Source organism: Nostoc sp. CmiVER01 (assembly GCF_034531135.2).
Taxonomy (GTDB): domain Bacteria; phylum Cyanobacteriota; class Cyanobacteriia; order Cyanobacteriales; family Nostocaceae; genus Nostoc.
In genome coordinates this window covers 11,874-29,820 of the sequence record NZ_JAVRBU020000014.1, presented here as the reverse complement: position 1 = coordinate 29,820, position 17,947 = coordinate 11,874, and the positions used below count along the sequence as shown (strand labels likewise).

At 38.0% G+C, this 17,947-nt stretch carries 16 protein-coding genes and 1 pseudogene; 13 read left to right on the top strand and 4 right to left on the bottom strand.

The window, feature by feature from the left end:
• The first annotated feature begins 1,209 nt into the window (after window positions 1-1,209).
• The 4 genes from RMZ43_RS23735 (at window position 1,210) to RMZ43_RS23720 (ending at window position 5,339) form a co-directional block, all read left to right on the top strand.
• A complete protein-coding gene (locus RMZ43_RS23735; protein WP_322653265.1) occupies window positions 1,210-2,643 on the top strand; it encodes a BCD family MFS transporter in 1,434 nt (477 codons plus the stop codon).
• A 42-nt stretch (window positions 2,644-2,685) separates the two neighbouring features.
• Window positions 2,686-3,492 carry an inositol monophosphatase family protein gene (locus RMZ43_RS23730; protein ID WP_322653266.1) on the top strand — a complete coding sequence of 269 codons (807 nt, stop codon included), beginning with the start codon at window positions 2,686-2,688 and terminating at the stop codon, window positions 3,490-3,492.
• Window positions 3,493-3,701: 209 nt separating this feature from the next.
• A complete protein-coding gene (locus tag RMZ43_RS23725; protein WP_322650995.1) occupies window positions 3,702-4,280 on the top strand; it encodes a hypothetical protein in 579 nt (192 codons plus the stop codon).
• Between the two features lie 102 nt (window positions 4,281-4,382).
• The gene (locus RMZ43_RS23720; RefSeq protein ID WP_322650994.1) at window positions 4,383-5,339 is read left to right on the top strand and encodes an MDR/zinc-dependent alcohol dehydrogenase-like family protein; all 957 of its coding nucleotides are present in this window, start codon (window positions 4,383-4,385) and stop codon (window positions 5,337-5,339) included.
• A 172-nt stretch (window positions 5,340-5,511) separates the two neighbouring features.
• Here the strand turns inward: RMZ43_RS23720 and RMZ43_RS23715 are convergent, their stop codons facing one another.
• From RMZ43_RS23715 to petP, 4 genes are all read right to left on the bottom strand, one after another.
• A complete protein-coding gene (locus tag RMZ43_RS23715; protein ID WP_100901131.1) occupies window positions 5,512-5,799 on the bottom strand; it encodes a hypothetical protein in 288 nt (95 codons plus the stop codon).
• An 83-nt stretch (window positions 5,800-5,882) separates the two neighbouring features.
• Window positions 5,883-6,929 carry a chlorophyll synthase ChlG gene (gene chlG, locus RMZ43_RS23710; protein WP_322653267.1) on the bottom strand — a complete coding sequence of 349 codons (1,047 nt, stop codon included), beginning with the start codon at window positions 6,927-6,929 and terminating at the stop codon, window positions 5,883-5,885.
• A 91-nt stretch (window positions 6,930-7,020) separates the two neighbouring features.
• Window positions 7,021-8,121: a Get3/ArsA fold putative tail anchor-mediating ATPase NosAFP gene (locus RMZ43_RS23705; protein ID WP_322653268.1), complete on the bottom strand. Its 1,101-nt coding sequence runs from the start codon at window positions 8,119-8,121 to the stop codon at window positions 7,021-7,023.
• 122 nt (window positions 8,122-8,243) lie between these two features.
• Entirely contained in the window at window positions 8,244-8,435 is a 192-nt protein-coding gene (petP, locus tag RMZ43_RS23700) for a cytochrome b6f subunit PetP (RefSeq protein WP_190731483.1), read from the bottom strand.
• A gap of 159 nt (window positions 8,436-8,594) precedes the next feature.
• On the opposite strand from petP, the gene RMZ43_RS23695 reads away from it, so the two are divergent.
• The 9 genes and pseudogenes from RMZ43_RS23695 (at window position 8,595) to RMZ43_RS23655 (ending at window position 17,874) form a co-directional block, all read left to right on the top strand.
• A complete protein-coding gene (locus tag RMZ43_RS23695) occupies window positions 8,595-8,720 on the top strand; it encodes a hypothetical protein (protein WP_322650990.1) in 126 nt (41 codons plus the stop codon).
• Between the two features lie 65 nt (window positions 8,721-8,785).
• Window positions 8,786-9,520 (top strand): annotated as a pseudogene (locus RMZ43_RS23690) (Uma2 family endonuclease).
• A 469-nt stretch (window positions 9,521-9,989) separates the two neighbouring features.
• Window positions 9,990-11,057, top strand: coding sequence for an acyltransferase family protein (locus RMZ43_RS23685; protein WP_322650989.1), 1,068 nt, complete (start codon window positions 9,990-9,992; stop codon window positions 11,055-11,057).
• A gap of 365 nt (window positions 11,058-11,422) precedes the next feature.
• Window positions 11,423-12,229: an ABC transporter permease gene (locus RMZ43_RS23680; RefSeq protein WP_322651044.1), complete on the top strand. Its 807-nt coding sequence runs from the start codon at window positions 11,423-11,425 to the stop codon at window positions 12,227-12,229.
• Complete coding sequence (locus tag RMZ43_RS23675) at window positions 12,230-12,961, top strand: ABC transporter ATP-binding protein (protein ID WP_322650988.1); 732 nt, start codon at window positions 12,230-12,232, stop codon at window positions 12,959-12,961.
• Window positions 12,962-13,079: 118 nt separating this feature from the next.
• A complete protein-coding gene (locus tag RMZ43_RS23670) occupies window positions 13,080-14,270 on the top strand; it encodes a glycosyltransferase (RefSeq protein WP_322653269.1) in 1,191 nt (396 codons plus the stop codon).
• A 369-nt stretch (window positions 14,271-14,639) separates the two neighbouring features.
• Window positions 14,640-15,611, top strand: coding sequence for a GDP-mannose 4,6-dehydratase (locus RMZ43_RS23665; RefSeq protein ID WP_322650986.1), 972 nt, complete (start codon window positions 14,640-14,642; stop codon window positions 15,609-15,611).
• A gap of 8 nt (window positions 15,612-15,619) precedes the next feature.
• The gene (locus RMZ43_RS23660) at window positions 15,620-16,780 is read left to right on the top strand and encodes a glycosyltransferase family 4 protein (protein WP_322653270.1); all 1,161 of its coding nucleotides are present in this window, start codon (window positions 15,620-15,622) and stop codon (window positions 16,778-16,780) included.
• Window positions 16,780-17,874 carry a glycosyltransferase family 4 protein gene (locus tag RMZ43_RS23655; RefSeq protein ID WP_322653271.1) on the top strand — a complete coding sequence of 365 codons (1,095 nt, stop codon included), beginning with the start codon at window positions 16,780-16,782 and terminating at the stop codon, window positions 17,872-17,874. Before RMZ43_RS23660 ends, RMZ43_RS23655 begins: the two co-directional genes overlap by 1 nt.
• Window positions 17,875-17,947 lie beyond the last annotated feature (73 nt).

The window sequence follows — 17,947 nt, the reverse complement described above, 5'->3', positions numbered from 1 at the left end:
CCTCAACCCAACCTCCACATTTCAAGGTTTTTGGCGCTAACCCAAGCGTATTGGTATCTAGTTAAGAAATGCAATACGGTTCAGTTAAGGCTAAAACTGCTTATTGAAGTGAATTTTTTTAACGTAGACGCTTCGGCTTGCCGCAGGCTACCGCCAAGAACGCCAAGGACGCAGAGAGAAGAAAGAAATTCTTAACTGAACCGTATTGAGTTAAGAAATGGGGATTGAATAGCGTGATTTATTAAGGGGTTAACCCTGGACGATCTGCACTTATAATCAGAGTTTCTCCAAAGCTCAATACTACTAATGATTTACGTTATAAACACAGCGACAGATTACACAGCTACTTGATAAGATGTTTTAGAGTGTCGCACTTCTTCCTTCACAATATTTTGAATAAATATCATTATTGCTACTGATGCGGTTAGTAGTAATAGTTAGTGAAGCTAGAGAAGTGTTTGAAGCTTGGATCACAAAAAATTATGTCTATTCCACAATTTCTTGCTGCTGCTAATAGCATAGCTCAGTTATGGTTTTTTGCTGACGGACAATTTTTAGGATTGCTATCAAGTGACCGATATAAGCCGACGTAGAACAATACATTGATGAAATAATACATAGTTTTAGTATTCCCCAACTCAAGCGAAAATTTAGTTTTCCAGGACGCAGGATAACAATTTTTCAAGGTAGTGAGTGTAGAAGTACTATGTAAACTTTAGAGACTTGAGTCCCATCCTACCAAGTTCCAACTCCGATGAAGTTCTGAACAACTTAATCTGTCATATTTTGACCCGATCGCTTTAGATACCATAAAAAGGCAATTGAGGATTTTAATCAAGCTCTCCTCATTTTGCAAAAATATGACAACAGACATGAAATGTCTATATCTATCTGCTTGACTGTGCGGCAATCTGTTCAAAGAGTAACCCGGGAAAGCGCTTAAAAATTTGATAGTAAATGCAGTCTCGTTTCACTACTTCATCCTAAAATTCTCTCGTTATCCTTAGGCGTAGCCCATCGTAGACATCGCGTATTACAACCAAGCCAAGAAATTAATCCTAACTTGGCTGGAGCATACCCTAATTGAGGTGTATAATCGCTTGCCAAATCGCAACTTTCACTTTTCGTTCGCTGATTTGGAGCAGGTAGGGTTTATCTTTATTTAAAGAGAGAGAGATTAAATCCCATAAACTATACGAAGAAGTAGCTATGGCAAGCGGTGAAGTATTTGATACCAAAACAAAATCCCTATCTGTGCCAAGGGTAAACCTGCTAACTATGTTCCGGTTGGGTTTATTTCAGATGGGGTTGAGCATGATGTCTATTTTGACTCTGGGGGTACTCAACAGAGTCATGATTCAAGAAATAGCAATTCCGGCGACGCTGGTTTCAGTAGTTCTAGCACTGCCTTTATTTGTTGCTCCTTCCCGTGTCTGGTTCGGCCAGATTTCCGATGCCAAGCCGTTATGGGGTTCCCACCGCACAGCTTATGTTTGGGTGGGCGCGGCAATATTTGCGATCGCAGCATTTTTAGCTGTACAAGTAATGTGGCAGATGAATGTTGCTGGAAATAGTGCAGGTGCTTGGGTATGGACAACCCAAACAATCGGCTGGACAGCACTTTTGGCTTTAGTTTTCGCTGTATACGGTCTAGGAATTTGTGCTAGCGGTACTGCCTTTGCTGCTTTGTTAGTAGATATATCTGAAGAAGATAACCGTTCTAAAGTAGTCGGTGTGGTTTGGTCGATGCTAATGGTGGGGATTATTGTTGGGGCAATTATTAGTGCCAGCTTGCTGAAACAGTTAACGCCAGAAGCAACCGTAGAAACCTTACGACCAGCAGTCAACAGATTGTTTTTTATCGTCCCAGCAATTGTATTTGGTTTAGCGATCGTAGCCACATTTGGCGTAGAAAAAAAGTACTCTCAATACTTAACCCGTTCCACTCTGGTAAATCGAGAAGACAGTATTACTCTAGGCAATGCTTGGAAAATATTGACAGCTAGCTCACAGACAGGTATATTTTTCACCTTTTTACTGGTGATGACTATCAGTTTGTTTATGCAAGACCCGATTTTGGAACCTTATGCGGGTCAAGTGTTTAAAATGCCCCTAGCGGAAAGTACCAAATTAAATATTTTTTATGGAACGGGCCTACTAATTGCCTACGGTGTTACAGGGTTTTACATTGTCCCACGTTTGGGTAAGCGCAGAACTGCACGTCTAGGCTGTATGTTGGTAGCATTCTGTACAATATTGCTGGGTATATCAGGATTTACAGCTAATGCAGCAGTTCTCAAACTAGGTTTGTTCTTTTTCGGTTTAGCCGCAGGTTTCTTAACTACAGCAGCAATTAGTTTGATGTTGGATCTTACCGCAGCAGAAGCCGCAGGTACGTTTATTGGGGCATGGGGATTAGCGCAGTCTCTTTCTAGAGGTGTGGCGGTAGTCATTGGAGGTACAGTTTTAGATATTGGACGCAAGTTTTTACCAAACCTAGAGTTAGCTTATGGACTGGTATTCGTTCTAGAAGCTGTAGGAATGGTGCTATCGATTTGGTTTCTAAATCGGGTGAACATCACAGAATTTCAAACAAGTACAAAGCAAGCGATCGCTTCGGTTTTAGAAAGCGATTTAGATTAAACTGTATGGGGCATAGGACAAATGACAAATGACTAATAACTAATGAATGATTTTTGGACAACAATTCTTGATTTTGCCCAAACTATCACTACCAGAGTGGGCAAACAGTTAATGCAAGATTTTGGGAAAGTACAGGCTTCTCAAAAAGCTGATGGTAGTTTGGTGACGCAAGCAGATAAATGGGCAGATCAGGAAATTCGAGATGCGATCGCTTCTAATTTTTCTGGTTACGGCATTTTGAGCGAAGAGAGCGATAAGTTATTTCCCGGTACTGAGTGGTGTTGGGTAATTGACCCTCTAGATGGTACAACGAACTTCACACGCGGCATTCCCATCTGGACAATATCTTTGGGCTTACTGTATCGAGGTACACCAATTTTCGGTTATATTTACGCACCAACGTTGAATCAAGCTTTTCATGGGTTTTGGGCAGGTTCATCTGGGTTAACACCTCCAATAGGAGCATTTCTCAACAACCACCCCATCCACACCAGCATAGATAGTCCCAGCAATAATCACTTTTTTAACCTCTGTTCCCGTAGCACCGCAGCTATCAAAAACGGCTTTCCCTGCAAAATTCGGATGTTGGGTGTGGCTAGCTATAACTTTTTGACGGTTGCTACTGGGGCTACTTTGGGTGGAATTGAGGCGACACCAAAGGTTTGGGACTTAGCAGGGGCTTGGGTAATTATCCAAGCTGCTGGTGGGGTCTGGTCATCGCTTAAATCAGAACCATTTCCATTATTACCGGGAGAAGATTATAGCGATCGCTCTTTTCCCACCCTTGTAGTTAGTCGCCCCGAATTAATTCCGGTATTTCAACCTTTTCTCGAAAGCGTAAAAATTTAATATAATAATTTATTGTGTATCTAAACAGACTAATTTTGTTAACCAGCCTAGCGAACGGCGACATAACCGAAATTGAAGTAAACAAAGTCTTAGTAACACAGAGAAGTAAAGCTGGTAATAATCCTGGTTTTAGTGCAATAACAATGTAGCAACTAATTTAAGTACAGTTGTGCTTCCATCACACTGCTTAACTTAGTATAAATAATTTTATGTTGTCTAATCTAGATTTAATTCGAGAGTTTGTGCAAAACTCTATTCATAAAAAAGAAGTTTTGTTGTCAAATCCTGCTTTGACAGCCCAAACAGTTTATAACACAAACCAACTAATAGCAAAAGCCGAAGGTGTGATTGCCACTGTCCAGCTACTATCTAAGACACTATCTGAATTCTCAATTTCTCCAAAATCATCCCAGTGGGAATTGATAAATCAGGCATTAGCAGAATCTAGTTATCTCCTCAAAGGAGAAGTTGATAGTCGAGGTTTTTATCAGTATCAATACTGCGAAGTTCCCAAAGGATATAAGATGCACTGTACTAAATCTGTGCTTCTATGGCGAGCTTGGTGGAAATATCGCAAGTCTACTTCAAGACTAGGGATTCCGTTGGAACTTCTGGTTAGAAAACGAGATTCATGGTATCCAATTAGAGATTTAATTATTAGCGACGGACTTCTTTATATCAAAACTTTAGGAAGTGAGATAGCGCTTGACTCAGACGATCTGGTTACTTGGTTAAGCAAAGTTGATGCAATCAATATTATTAAAGAAATACCTACTACAGAGACATAGGCATGAGTAAAGGCATAGATTTGTACATGGATAGAACTCATTGATTTGTAAAGATTTTGAAAGTGGTATGACAACGTAATTCGGCAAAGGACATGAAGAGAAATGAAAGGACTTTGGCTCGAAAACAACCAATTGCAGTTACGCACTGATATTCCCATTCCTGAACCACCACAAGGGGAAGCTTTAGTGCGCGTCTTGCGTGCGGGCATCTGTAACACCGATCTAGAACTACTTAAAGGCTACTATCCCTACACTGGTATTTTAGGGCATGAATTTGTCGGTGTTGTTGAACAAGGGCCAGAACACTTAGTTAACCAACGTGTAGTTGGAGAAATCAACGCTGTTTGTGGGCATTGTCGATTTTGTCGTAGTGGACAACCAACTCACTGCGAAAATCGTACAGTTCTTGGTATTGTCAACCGGAATGGAGCCTTTAGTGAATATCTCTGTTTGCCGATAGAGAACTTACATTTAGTACCTGATAATGTGCCAACAGAAGTAGCAACATTTACTGAACCCATAGCAGCAGCTTTGGAAATTCAGCAGCAAGTAGCATTGCATCCAAATGATCGGGTGCTAGTGGTTGGAGATGGCAAACTAGGGCAGTTAGTAGCCCAGACAATTGCCTTAACTGGCTGTGAAATTTTAGCTGTGGGGCGTCATCGAGACAAACTGGCTAATTTAGAGGCACGAAAGATTAAAACGAGTCTAGCCGATACTGTTACAGATGGATATTTTGATATCTCAGTAGAATGTACTGGCAACCCAGAAGGATTTGCGATCGCCCGTCGCGCCCTACGTCCCCGTGGTACATTAGTGCTTAAAAGTACTTATGCAGGAAACCTCAGCCTGGATGTTTCCTCCTTAGTAGTGGATGAAATTACCCTCATCGGCTCCCGTTGTGGCCCCTTTTCCCCAGCTCTCCAGCTACTAGCTACAGGCCAAGTTGATGTGCAACCTCTCATTCATGCTAGTTACCCCCTCATTGAAGGGCTTGCGGCTTTTGAACACGCTCAAAGTCGCGGTGTTTTAAAGATATTGTTAGAGATTGGTCAATAGTGATTAGATATTGGGCATTAGGCATTGGGTATTGGGCATGGTGAAGAGGACTTGGGGACAAGGAGAATTAGGGACAAGGGGAAAGACTTGTTGCAAGTTATCACTTAAGTCACCTTGTCCCCTCATCTCCCCATCTCCCTCATCTCCCCATTCCCTACTCCCCATTCCCCAACTAATATAAATAAGGATTTGTCTTCGGTTGATAGTCCAAACAATGGATTGCTTCTTCTGTATTGGCAATAGATGGGCGTACAGTACACTTAAGACGGTAATTGTCGGTAAAAAATTGGCAACCACTACAGGGGATTTGATGCATTTGTTTGGCTGTAGTTACACTATCTCGCGCCGCCGTCCAAAGACTCAAAACAGCGAGAATTGTTACAGTCCAAGCAACGACAAAGCAAATGGGGACTAAAAAAGGTTGAATCCCATGAATGAGGAAAGATATCAGTTGCAACACAATATGTTTTGATACAGATTAAGAGCTAGAAGTATATTAACTCCTAACTCCTACTTCCTAACTTCTTACTTTGGAAGTATCATTTAAATGCCAGCATGACCCAGCGCTAAACCAGTGACGAGCATTCCCAGAACAAGGAAGGGTTGGGCGCTGGCTTGGTACTTAACATCATTTTTCACGGGGTCACGCAGGAAATACATATCCTGTAATGTTATTTGCGGAATGATTAAGAGTATTAGTATTGTTGCATACAAATTCTCATGGATGCTGACGAGATAAGCAGCTATCAATCCTTGAAATACATCAATAGTGACTACACAAATCCATGCCGCAGTGGTGATGCCAAACATTACAGGTAGTGAATTTAATCCTAGCTGGCGATCGCCTTCTACACTCTTAAAATCATTGACGATAGCAATGCCTAATCCAGCCAAGCTGTAGAACATCGTCAAAATCACGATTGTGGAATTGAGATTGCCAAACAAAGCGTGTCCTGTAGACCAAGGTAGGGTGATATAACTTGCACCCAAGGCGTAGCTACCTAGCCAGCCGTTTTGCTTGAGTTTCAGAGGAGGTGCAGAATAAATGTAGGCGATGAAAGAACCGATAATTGCGATCGCTGTAATTGTCGGGAATTCATGACCAGACCACACATCAAGCGCAAATGCCAAAGCAATACCAGCAATTAGTAGTACCCAAATCTGAATAATTACCTGGGTTAGGGGAATTGCCCCAGAAGGAATCGGACGATAGGGTTCATTGATGGCATCGATTTCACGATCGTAGTAATCATTGAGGATTTGGGTGTAACCTGTCATTAATGGCCCAGCTAGCAGCATACAGGTTGCTACCTTCAACACATTTTCCAGTGTCCAAGTATAGTTACCAGAAGAAGCCGCACCACAGACAACACCCCAAATTAGCGGAATCCAGGTAATCGGCTTCATTAGCTGCAAACGAATTTTCCAAATTGAAGTTTCCCCTGAAGCTGCACCTTTCATCCCCAACAGTTGCCTAGTTTTCGCGCTGCGATCGGCAGATGTGTTTGCTTGCTCATTGGAATCATTTACCACTGAGTCTAATGCCTCAGCTGGGTTAGGGTCTGGGGTAATAGGAGTTGATTCTGACATAAAGCGTATTTTTTTAGAGTAAGGAGTTACGAGTTAAAAGTTATGAATTATTGTTTTATTCTTAACTCCTCACTCATAACTCCTAACTAAATTAAAACGAAATTATCAAATAATTATTTTGAAACTTTGCTCCAGCAACAGGTCTGCCACTGAGAGCCGGAGGTAAGGGAATATTTCGTCGCTGATCTCCTGCTTCTACTGTGACTTCTGGCCCATATTGGGTGAGTTTTACTTGCTTTTTGTCAAACCCTGGCAAGAATAAACGTACTTGACGATTGTGGATGTCTATTTCAATTGGTTTGGGAGCCTGTAGAGCTTGTGCTTCAAAGTTGGGTAAAGCGTCTATTAGTGGTTGCCAGTCACCTGTGGGCGAGTCAGGAACGACACTTACAGGTAGAGGGATAAATTCCTCCGATAGGTTGGTACTTGCCTCAGTAGACACAAGCAGAACACCACCAACAGTTAAACCAATTTGTTGAGCACTACCCCATAGATAACGAGCATTTGCTACCTCAATGGGATCTCCTGTGGTAACTAAGAAAGCAGCGAGACGCTTGGGATCAGCAAGAGCGGCTCTCCCCTTTTCCAAGAAATTATTGACTTGGTTAGTGGGTGCTGCAAAGTTATCTGCTGTCCAATTGATATTGAAAAAGCTGCTAATGAGCGGCTGAATCAAGGGCGATTCAGTAATTGTTTTCCCCAAATCGGAGTTGACAAACAATTGCCTAAATCGCCGGATATACCAACTGAGAGATTCTGGCAAACCCAACATTCGTAACGTTAAAGAGTCGCCCGTGCCATCGTAGACGATCGCATCATATTTGCCACTGGCATCATATTCGCGGATAGCATTCAAGGCGAGGGCATTGTCCATTCCCGGCAATGCTACCAGTTCTTGACCAAAAACGTCTTTGAATATGGGCGTGCGAAGATATTGCGCTTCAAGTTTCTTCACTTCGTCCCAGTTGCGTTCTAGTAGTACAGATGCTTGAAACTGGACTACTTGTAAATTGGGAGCGATTTCCTGGGGATCAGCAGCAATGGAACTACCAAGCAGAATTGACAATGTTGGTTCTGCTTGTCCTGCTAGAAGTACGCGCTTGCCTTGACTTGCCAATAATTTGGCGGCGGCGATCGCAATTTTGGTACGAGCGGTGCCGCCTTTACCCAAAAATGTCAATATTAGAGCCATTACTTGATTCCTATTTTCACCGCCGATCTTTTCAACTCCAACTTAGCATTCAACAAAGAATCTCAGCCTGTGCTTTAAGTTTCAGATTCCTAGAAAACCAGGTTCTAATTCCTCTACAGTAGTTACACAGGTTTAATTTCATCTTCAAAAAACCAAGTAGAAGTATTATCGTCGAACATCACTACTACACCAATTCCACGACCATCAGTGACTTTGTAGCCTTGGATAATACCCACTTGCCCGAGTTTTTTAACAACAGGGGCAGAAACGCGATCGCGCAAGCGAAAGACTTTAACCTTTTGTCCGATTTCCATGCCTAATTACAATTCAGATAAACCAAGTCTCAGTGTAGCGGAATCCGTGACTCTGCTCTCACAAATTCAGTAGAGATGGGGAAGAAAATTCCAAATTTCTAATTTCTAACTCCTGACCTAACAGCTTAAAATTAAATCAACAATCAAACAGGTACAACGATGATGTTTGTCACAGCGCAACAGGCAGAACAGCAGATGCCCGATGCAACTCGGTTATTAAGTGATGAGCCAGAGATGGAAACTTCGTTGTATTGGAACAAGAACAGCTACTTTGACAACAGTTAGTGGAACATTTGCGATCATTAGGAGTTAACCCAGATAGCTTGAGTTAAGCAACAAAGGTAGCAGTCATGTATCAAACAGATCCACCCCGTCCGCCACAAGAAACTATGCCTACAATGTATGATTTACCCAGTGAATTAGTAGGGGAATCAGGTTTGCCAGATGAATTTCACCGCATTCAAGCGGATTTGCTCAGTGAGACTTGTCAGCCTCTGACTTATCCATCTGAGGAAATTTTACTTGCTAGCGACTTGAATCTTTACTACGACCCCCGCCATACTTTGTGGTACAAGCGTCCTGATTGTTATATGGTTTTAGGAGTACCTAGTGCTAGTTAACAGCAAGACCTACGTTTAAGTTACGTCATTTGGCAAGAGGGGATTGATCCGTTTTTAGTAGTTGAATTACTTTCACCAGGTACAGAACAAGAAGACTTAGGAAAAACACTGCGAGAAGTCAACCGACCCCCAACAAAGTGGGAAGTATATGAACGCATTTTGCGGGTTCCCTACTATGTTGTCTACGATTGCTATGAAAATCGTTTGCGTGCCTTTCAACTTATAGGCACTCGCTACGAGGCAATATCTTTACCAGAGAACCGCTTATGGCTGGAAGAGTTAGAGCTAGGATTGGGCCTTTGGCAAGGTTCTTATCAGGAGACAATAGGTTTGTGGTTGCGTTGGTATAATGCAGCAGGTTAGGTACCAACGCGAGGAGAAAAAGCTGAACAAGAATATCAACGAGCAGAACGATTGGCGGAGTATTTGCGATCGCAGGGAATTGATCCAAACAACCTACCGTAGTAAAAGACCGCCATAACTACAACCCTCAAAATAGTAAATACTAACATCGAATATCTCTGTTGAGACGTTATCTTGGCAGAATTCTACCTGTATCTTTACGCGATTATCACCACACTATAAGTTATTAAACAATACCTAGCAGGCAAACAAACTACAGTTTTAGCAGACCAATTTTTTATTATGTTCAAGGTTTTCCTAAATTAAGAGTTGCATCAGATATGATGATAATTTTTGATGTACTGCTTGCGGTTCGGGATAGTTATATAGTTTGGAAATAAGGACAAGTTGCTCAGGTGGTATCTGAAATAACTTCTCAAGTAACTCAAAAATAAGACCAAAAGCAAAATAAATATATTTATGAACAATTAAGGATTTTAAAATATTAGTTATTTTAGCCCAAGAATTTTTTAGTAATAATTACTACAGTTTCATTAGGCTTATTAAGGATTATTTTACTTTTGTAACTTTTATGCAAAAAAAAAGAATTATTGTTTTAGATTATTTGCGTGGTATAGGTTCTGTGGCTGTTGTTTTAGGGCATTTTTATTCTGTTGTAGAAACTAAATCCCCAAATATTAATTATCATAGTATTTTGTATACTTTTAAAGATTTTTATCCATTTATTGCTGTACATGTATTTTTTTTAATTTCAGGTTTTGTCGTTCCAAAATCATACGAAAATGATGGTTCCATTCAAAACTTTTTTATAAAACGTATTTTTAGAATTTATCCTTCATACGTTTTTGCATTGATTGTAACAAGATTAGTTAATAATTTATTTTTAATAGAACCTTTTATTGGTACTAGACAATTTATTTTAAATCTCTTATTTTTACAAGATTTACTAGATTCTAAGGCTATTATTCCTGTTGTTTGGACTCTTTTAATTGAATGGAAATTTTATTTTCTAGTACCTGTTTTGAATCTATCAATTAAGACACAGTACAGCAGCTTGTTTAGTTACTTTGCTTGTTCTATTTTTGTTTTTTCATGGTGTATAATTCCTCTCAACTTAATTCAGTATATAGATACCAAAATTCATGTATTAGCAGTTTTATGCAATATTTTAACTGATCAGTCTCCGCATTTATTGATTATTTTACTTGGAACCGTATTGGCGAAAGGGTATTTAGAACTATGGTGTAGAAAGACAGCAGCTATTGTTTCTTTAATAACTATTTGTGCAATTTTCTTTGCATTTTTCAGGTTGTATCTTAAGTATAAACCTTCTGAGGTTGTGTTTGTTCATTTAAATAGCTTTATCTGGGCATTTTGTATCTTCAATTTTTCTTATTTCCTTCGAGAAAAAATACCTTATTTATCTTTTTTTAAGTGGCTTGGAGATATTAGTTATTCTCTTTATATTATCCATTTGACTTTGGGTAAATATGTGTTATCTTTTACCATTAATTACATTCCCAACTATCCAACAAGTGCTATTTGCATAGCATTGTGCTTATGCTTGCTTCTTTCACATTTTATACATGTTCTAATTGAAATAAGGTTTATACAATATGCAAAAAAGCTTACTGCATAACGATCAAAAATCTATAATTTATGTACAGACCGTAACAATACTTAAATTATTAAAGTTTAAAGTATTTTTAACGACTAAGAATAAGATATGGTAGTCTGAATACATTGAAGAAGCTTACCGTTCGTGCAACGTCTTGTAGAGTAAGGTACTACTAGAAAAATTTATCTATCGAAAATAAATAGCTAAGACAAGCGTGAAGTCGAATGGGCAATGGCAGTCAAAACATTTCTCTGTAGATATAAACCTAAAGTAATTATGGCGCTCCTTATCGATTTAAAATCAGCCTTTAGTGGTAAGCTAATATGTCAAAGTGCGCTCCAATGGTATAAAATGCGCGAATAACTTGCCTGTTGTGGTTTTTGAAAATGATACTTTCGCTTAAAAGTAATTTAACTTGGTTGCAGGCACACCGTTATTCGGAGTTGCTACACGTTCTGGTATCGCGAAATCTTAAAGTACGTTATCGCGGATCGTTTTTAGGTGTATATTGGTCACTGTTAAACCCATTGATCATGACAGGTCTGTATACCGCGATTTTTGGGGCTACCTTTGCATCATATTACAAAAATTCCATACTTAATTATATGTTGGCAGCGTTAACGGGACTGGTAGTAATCAATTTTTTCTCAGCTTCTACTTCCCAAGCTTTAAGTAGTGTAGTGGCAAATGGCTCACTGTTAAACAAAATTCGTTTGCCAGTAAGTGTTTTTCCAGTATCAATGATTGCAGCAAATGTATTTCAGTTTGCTGTTGGAACATTACCATTACTGGTGGTAATGACTTTGATCAATACTAAGAGTTTAGTAAATTTAGTAGGGCTATTTTTTCCCTTCCTGTCATTAGTTTTAGTTTCTATGGGAGTCGGATTTATAATGAGCGCTTTATATGTATTTTTTAGAGATTTACCTTATTTCTATGAGTTAATTTCCTTTATGATTTGGATTAGTAGTCCTGTATTTTATCCATCTGCTATTGTTCCACCCCAGGTAAAGCCGTTTTTAAGATTAAACCCATTAGCACCTATTATTGAAAGTCTGCGTCAGATTACATTATCAGGAGCGCCACCTGACTGGAGTTTAGTTTGGGGTGCTTTGCTTAGTGGCATCATTATTTTGTCAATCGGATGGACTTGTTTTCACTTGTGGCGGCATCAATTTATGGATTTACTGTAAATGGAAGTAATTCGTCTGGAAAAAGTTTCGCTGTGGCGACGAACTCAAGAAGAGTTTTCTTATGACCTCAAAAAAACAGTGCTATCTGTCTTAGAAGGTAAATATCGCAAACCTGTAAAGAAAATAGTACTAAATAATATTGATTTGGTAGTCGAAAAAGGAGAAAAAATAGGTATTATTGGAGCCAATGGATCTGGAAAATCAACGTTACTGAAAATAATTTCAGGGATTCTTCGACCAACTACAGGATTAGCACGAGTTCGCGGCAAAATAGCACCATTAATTGAGCTAGGAGCAGGATTTGATCCAGAAATTTCTGTAATGGACAATATTATGCTTTATGGAGTACTGCTGGGATTTTCTAGGGCAGAAATGAGAGAGAGAGCTTATTCTATTTTAGAATTTGCAGATCTCCATGATTATGCATTAGTTCCAGTTAAGGGTCTATCTTCAGGTATGGTAGCACGATTAGGTTTTGCTATTGCTACTGATGTACAGCCAGACATTTTGATTTTAGATGAAGTACTATCAGTTGGAGATGAAAGTTTTAAGAATAAATGTAAGCGAAGAATAGAAAACCTTTGGAATGCAAATGCGACTGTATTGGTAGTATCCCATGATTTAAATTTTATAGAGCAGGGTTGTAAAAAAGTTATTTGGTTAGATAAAGGGATAATTAAATTTATGGGAAATGGAGATGATGCTATCAAACTTTATTTGAATATGAACTAGTGTGAATAAAATCTCAGTTAAATAATTTAATATTGATAATAAATAATGTTAAGATATGCTAATATATGGAGATTTTATAAAAATTATCATACATATTAAAATTAAAGGAGATAAGTAAATGAGAATTGCTCAAATTAGCACTTGGGATGTTGCTTGTGGTATTGCTGGGTATACTAAAGGATTAGTTAATGGAATTTTACAGCATGGTATTACTTGTACAGTAGTACCAATTGAAGAGCAAAAGCTGAAGTATATGACTAGAGGTGAAATTAAAGAATATTTTAACTCTTATAGTAGACAATTAATTGACTATGACATAATTCATATTCAACATGAATTTAGTTTTTTTGCTGGTTCTTATGGATTGAATGGCTCAATTACAAATTTCAATAGCTTTTTAAAAGGAATACTAAATCTAAATAAAAAAGTATTTGTTACTTTTCATACAGAACCATCTTTTTTACTAGAACCTTCTTATGGTTTAACTGGTTTTGGCAAGAAAATTATTAGAAAATTACAGTGGGAATATTACATGTCTTCTTTATTTAATTTTAAAAATCAATTAAATGCTATTGTTCACACTAAAAAAACGCGTCGAATTTTTTTAGATAGTGGCTTTGCAGACAACTCCGTTCACATTATTAAGCAGGGAGTTACATTTTCACATACACATAATATAAATAAAATAAACGGTGCTGAGAAAATTGCTTTAAAAAAGAAATTAGGCTTTCCTGATGAAGCTATTATTCTTTCGATGTTTGGATTTATATCTACCTATAAAGGTTATAAAACAGCATTAAATGCACTAAAAAGTTTACCAGAAAATTATTACTTGGTGATTACAGGAACTTCTCACCCTAATTCTACTGATAATGCTCTGGATGAAATAGTTCAATTTATTAATAAATACCAAAAACACAAAAACCTTGGAAGTCGTATAAAGTTAACAGGATATTTAGAATTTGAAGATTTGCGTAGTTATTATGATATAACTGATTTTTGTTTGGCTCCATATGAACCTACTACAATATTATCGTCGTCAGCTGCCCTTACTTGGGCTTTATCATCAGGTAAACCTGTTATCGCTAGTAAAATTGCCTCTTTTGAAGAATTGAATGAGGAAGCTAACTGTCTACATTTGTTTACACCAGGTGCTCCTGGAGAATTAGCTTATAAAATTCAAAATTTAACTTTATCTACTGAGCTAAATCAACAATTAGTTGCTAATGGCTTAATTTACTGCGAAGCTAATCAATGGCTTAATATTGCGAAAAAGCATTTAGAAATATATGAGGGAAGAAAATTTTAGTTGTTCTAACTCTTATTTTATACTGTAACATTAAAATTTAGGTTTTATGGGAAAGCATTAAAATCTGAAAACCCACTCTTTTTAGAGAATCTTATCAACCCATTTATTAAAATAGTTTATAAAAGGATCGATAGAGTTAATTAACTTAATATTTATAGGTACGCATATCGTAATTAGTTATTCACTTTATTCTTAGTAATATTTTATTTTTTACTTCTTTATTTAAGTTAATAAAACTTTATTTTAGTAATTATGTATAAAAGTTGCATTTAATTGTTGTAAGAGTAAATTTATGTATAACCATAATTTTTTTGTACTGATGATATTTATTCTGTTTTTATATAATTTATTGTGATTTATTCAAAATCTATGATGAAAAAAGCTTTAATCACAGGACTAACTGGACAAGACGGTTCTTATCTTGCTGAACTACTACTAATCAAAGGCTATCATGTATTCGGCTTAGTCCGCCGTTCAAGTTCCAGTAATCTTGAGCGCATCAATCACCTTTCTAGTCATATCGAAATCCTTTCTGGTGACCTTTTAGATCAATCATCATTAATGGATGTAATTACAGAAGCTCAACCTGACGAAATTTATAACCTTGCCTCACAAAGCTATGTTCCTCTCTCTTGGACACAACCAGCGCTCACAGCTGAGTACACAGCCCTTGGTGTTTCTCGCCTTTTAGAATCTATCCGGCGCTGTAAACCAGATGCTCGATTCTACCAAGCATCTAGTAGTGAAGTTTTTGGTCAACCTGATGAATCACCTCAGACCGAACGTACTGCTTTTCGTCCGCGTAACCCTTACGGTGTTGCCAAAGCATATGCTCATTGGATGACTGTCAACTATCGGCAGAAATACAACCTTTACAACTGTTGTGGTATTACTTATACTCACGAATCGCCTCGACGTGGGACAGAATTTGTATTTCGCAAAATCACGCACGCAGCTGCCCAAGTTAAATTAGGTTTGGCAAATGAATTAAAATTAGGCAACCTAGATGCCCGTCGTGATTGGTGCTATGCCAAGGATGCTGTTTACGCTATGTGGCTGATGTTGCAGCAAGCACAACCTGATGACTATATTATCGCTAGTGGTGAAACTCACTCTGTTAGAGAACTCGTTGAGTGTGCTTTTAACTGCGTTGGTCTAAACTGGCAAGATTATGTCTCAGTTGACCCTGCTTTTTATCGCTCTGACGAAGCAGTGCAGTTAGTTGGTTCCATAAATAAAATTAAGACGGGGTTAGGTTGGCAGCCTCAGCACTCCTTTGAGCAATTGGTGGAGTTAATGGTTGATTATGATTTAAAAAAGTTGAGCAACGGCGGAGCTTAAACATTCTAATGCTAAAAGTTGTAGTTGATGCCACTCCAGTGGATTCAAAACCCAGTGGAGTTGGCTTTTATGTTGCTAATTTAATATGCGCTCTTGATATATTACAAAAAGAGGAGAATTTTCAGTTAGGAATAGTTTATCAACCAGGGTTAAAAAATTGGCTTCGGGGTGAGTTTAGCTTGCCTGAATCTTTTCAAGATTATTCTCAACAATATCTGCTACCTTTACCTGTAAGAATTTCAAATTTATTATTAGCTTTAGCTTTCAAACCTAGTTTATCGTACTTTGAAAAATATTTAGGTTTTCCAGATATCTTACATGGTACAAATTACTCAGTTTATCCCTGTCAAAATAGTTTAAAGGTAATGAATATATATGATTTAACTTTTATTAAATACCCTAACTATGTAGATTCAGTAGTAAAAACCTATACAAAAAAGATAAAGCGATGTTTACAGTGGACAGATTTAGTTTTAACAATTTCAGAGAGTTCTAAAAAAGATATTATTGAATATTTGGAAGTAGACCCCAAAAAAATTTATGTCACACCTTTAGCTAGTCGCTACTATCCTAATTATTTATCTCAGGAAGTTGCCCAAGCTTTAGAAAAGCAAACTAATTATGATTTTTCTAAACCATATCTACTTTTTGTCAGCACAATAGAACCAAGAAAAAATATTAATAATATAATCACAGCCTTTAATTTTTTAAAAGAAAAATATAAAATTGAACATCAATTAATATTGATTGGTAAGAAAGGATGGAATTACGAACCGATATTTGCAGCTATTAAAAATTCTCCTTGGGCAAACCAAATTCATCATCTTAATTACCTATCTAATGAATTAGTTGCGTTATTTTACTCAAAAGCTGATGTCTTCGTTTATCCATCTCACTACGAAGGTTTTGGTTTACCCGTATTGGAAGCAATGACTCTAGGTGTTCCTGTAATTAGTTCCAATACTTCTTCAATTCCAGAAGTTACAGGAGATGCCGCTATATTAGTTGATCCTAATAACCCTATCCAGCTAGGGAAAGCCATATTGAAAGTAATCAGTGATTCCCAGGTACGCCAAGAATTAATTAATAAAGGGAAAGCTAGAGCAAAATTATTTTCCTGGGAAAGAACGGCAAAAGAAACATTAAACGCTTACAGAACCATTATTTAATGAAAATAGTAGATAATATCTCTGCCAAACAATTAATCATTAACTTATCTATTCTCTTGTCTAAACCAACAGGTATAGGCAACTATGCTCAAAACCTTTTTCCTTCTTTAAAATCTTTCCAACCCACTTTATTAGCAGCGCATAAGTATGCCGATTTTGACTGTTATCCAGTCCCGTCGAATTTAACACCAGACCACGGTACAAAAGGTCATTTTAACCGACTACTCTGGACACAATTTCAACTACCAAAAATATATAAAAACCTAAAATCGAGTCTCTTATTCTCCCCTATACCGGAAGCACCCCTTTATAGCAACTGTCGTTTTATCGTCACATCTTTTGATATGATACCGTTGCGCTTTGCTAAACGCTTCTCACCACTCACGCTGTACCACCGCTACTACACTCCCCAAGTTATGAAGCAAGCACAACACATTATTTGCATCTCTCAGACTACAGCTAAAGACATCACCGATTTTTATAAAATTCCTGCTAGCAAAATTACTCCGATTCCTTTGGCGCACGATCGCACTCACTTTTCACCTCTAAATCTACCTACCCGCAACTACTTTCTCTACATTGGACGCCAAGATCCATACAAAAACATCCAGCGACTCATCAGTGCTTTTGCTGCTTTACCTAACTACAAAGACTATGAATTGTGGTTAGCAGGGCCAAGCGATCGCCGTTATACCCCAATTTTAAAAGCGCAAGTTGAGCAACTAGGTATAAATAATCAAGTAAAGTTCCTAGACTATATTCCTTACAGCGAATTGCCAAAAATCATCAATCAAGCGATCGCTCTGGTTTTCCCAAGTCTCTGGGAAGGTTTTGGTTTACCAGTCCTGGAAGCAATGGCTTGTGGTACTCCCGTCATTACCTCAAATCTCTCCTCCTTACCAGAAGTAGCTGGCGATGCAGCAATTCTGATTAATCCCTACAATACCGGAGAAATTACAGAAGCAATGCAGGCGATCGCTAACGATTCGGTACTGCGATCGCGCCTTTCTAGCCAAGGTATCGCTCACTCTCAACAATTCAGTTGGGAAAAAACAGGAAAAGCAACCGGCGAAGTTTTATCCCGTTATTTATGAAAGATAAATTTTGGATGCAAGAATTTAGGATTTTGTCAAAATTTAAGATTATCTTGGCTAATAACTAATCCTA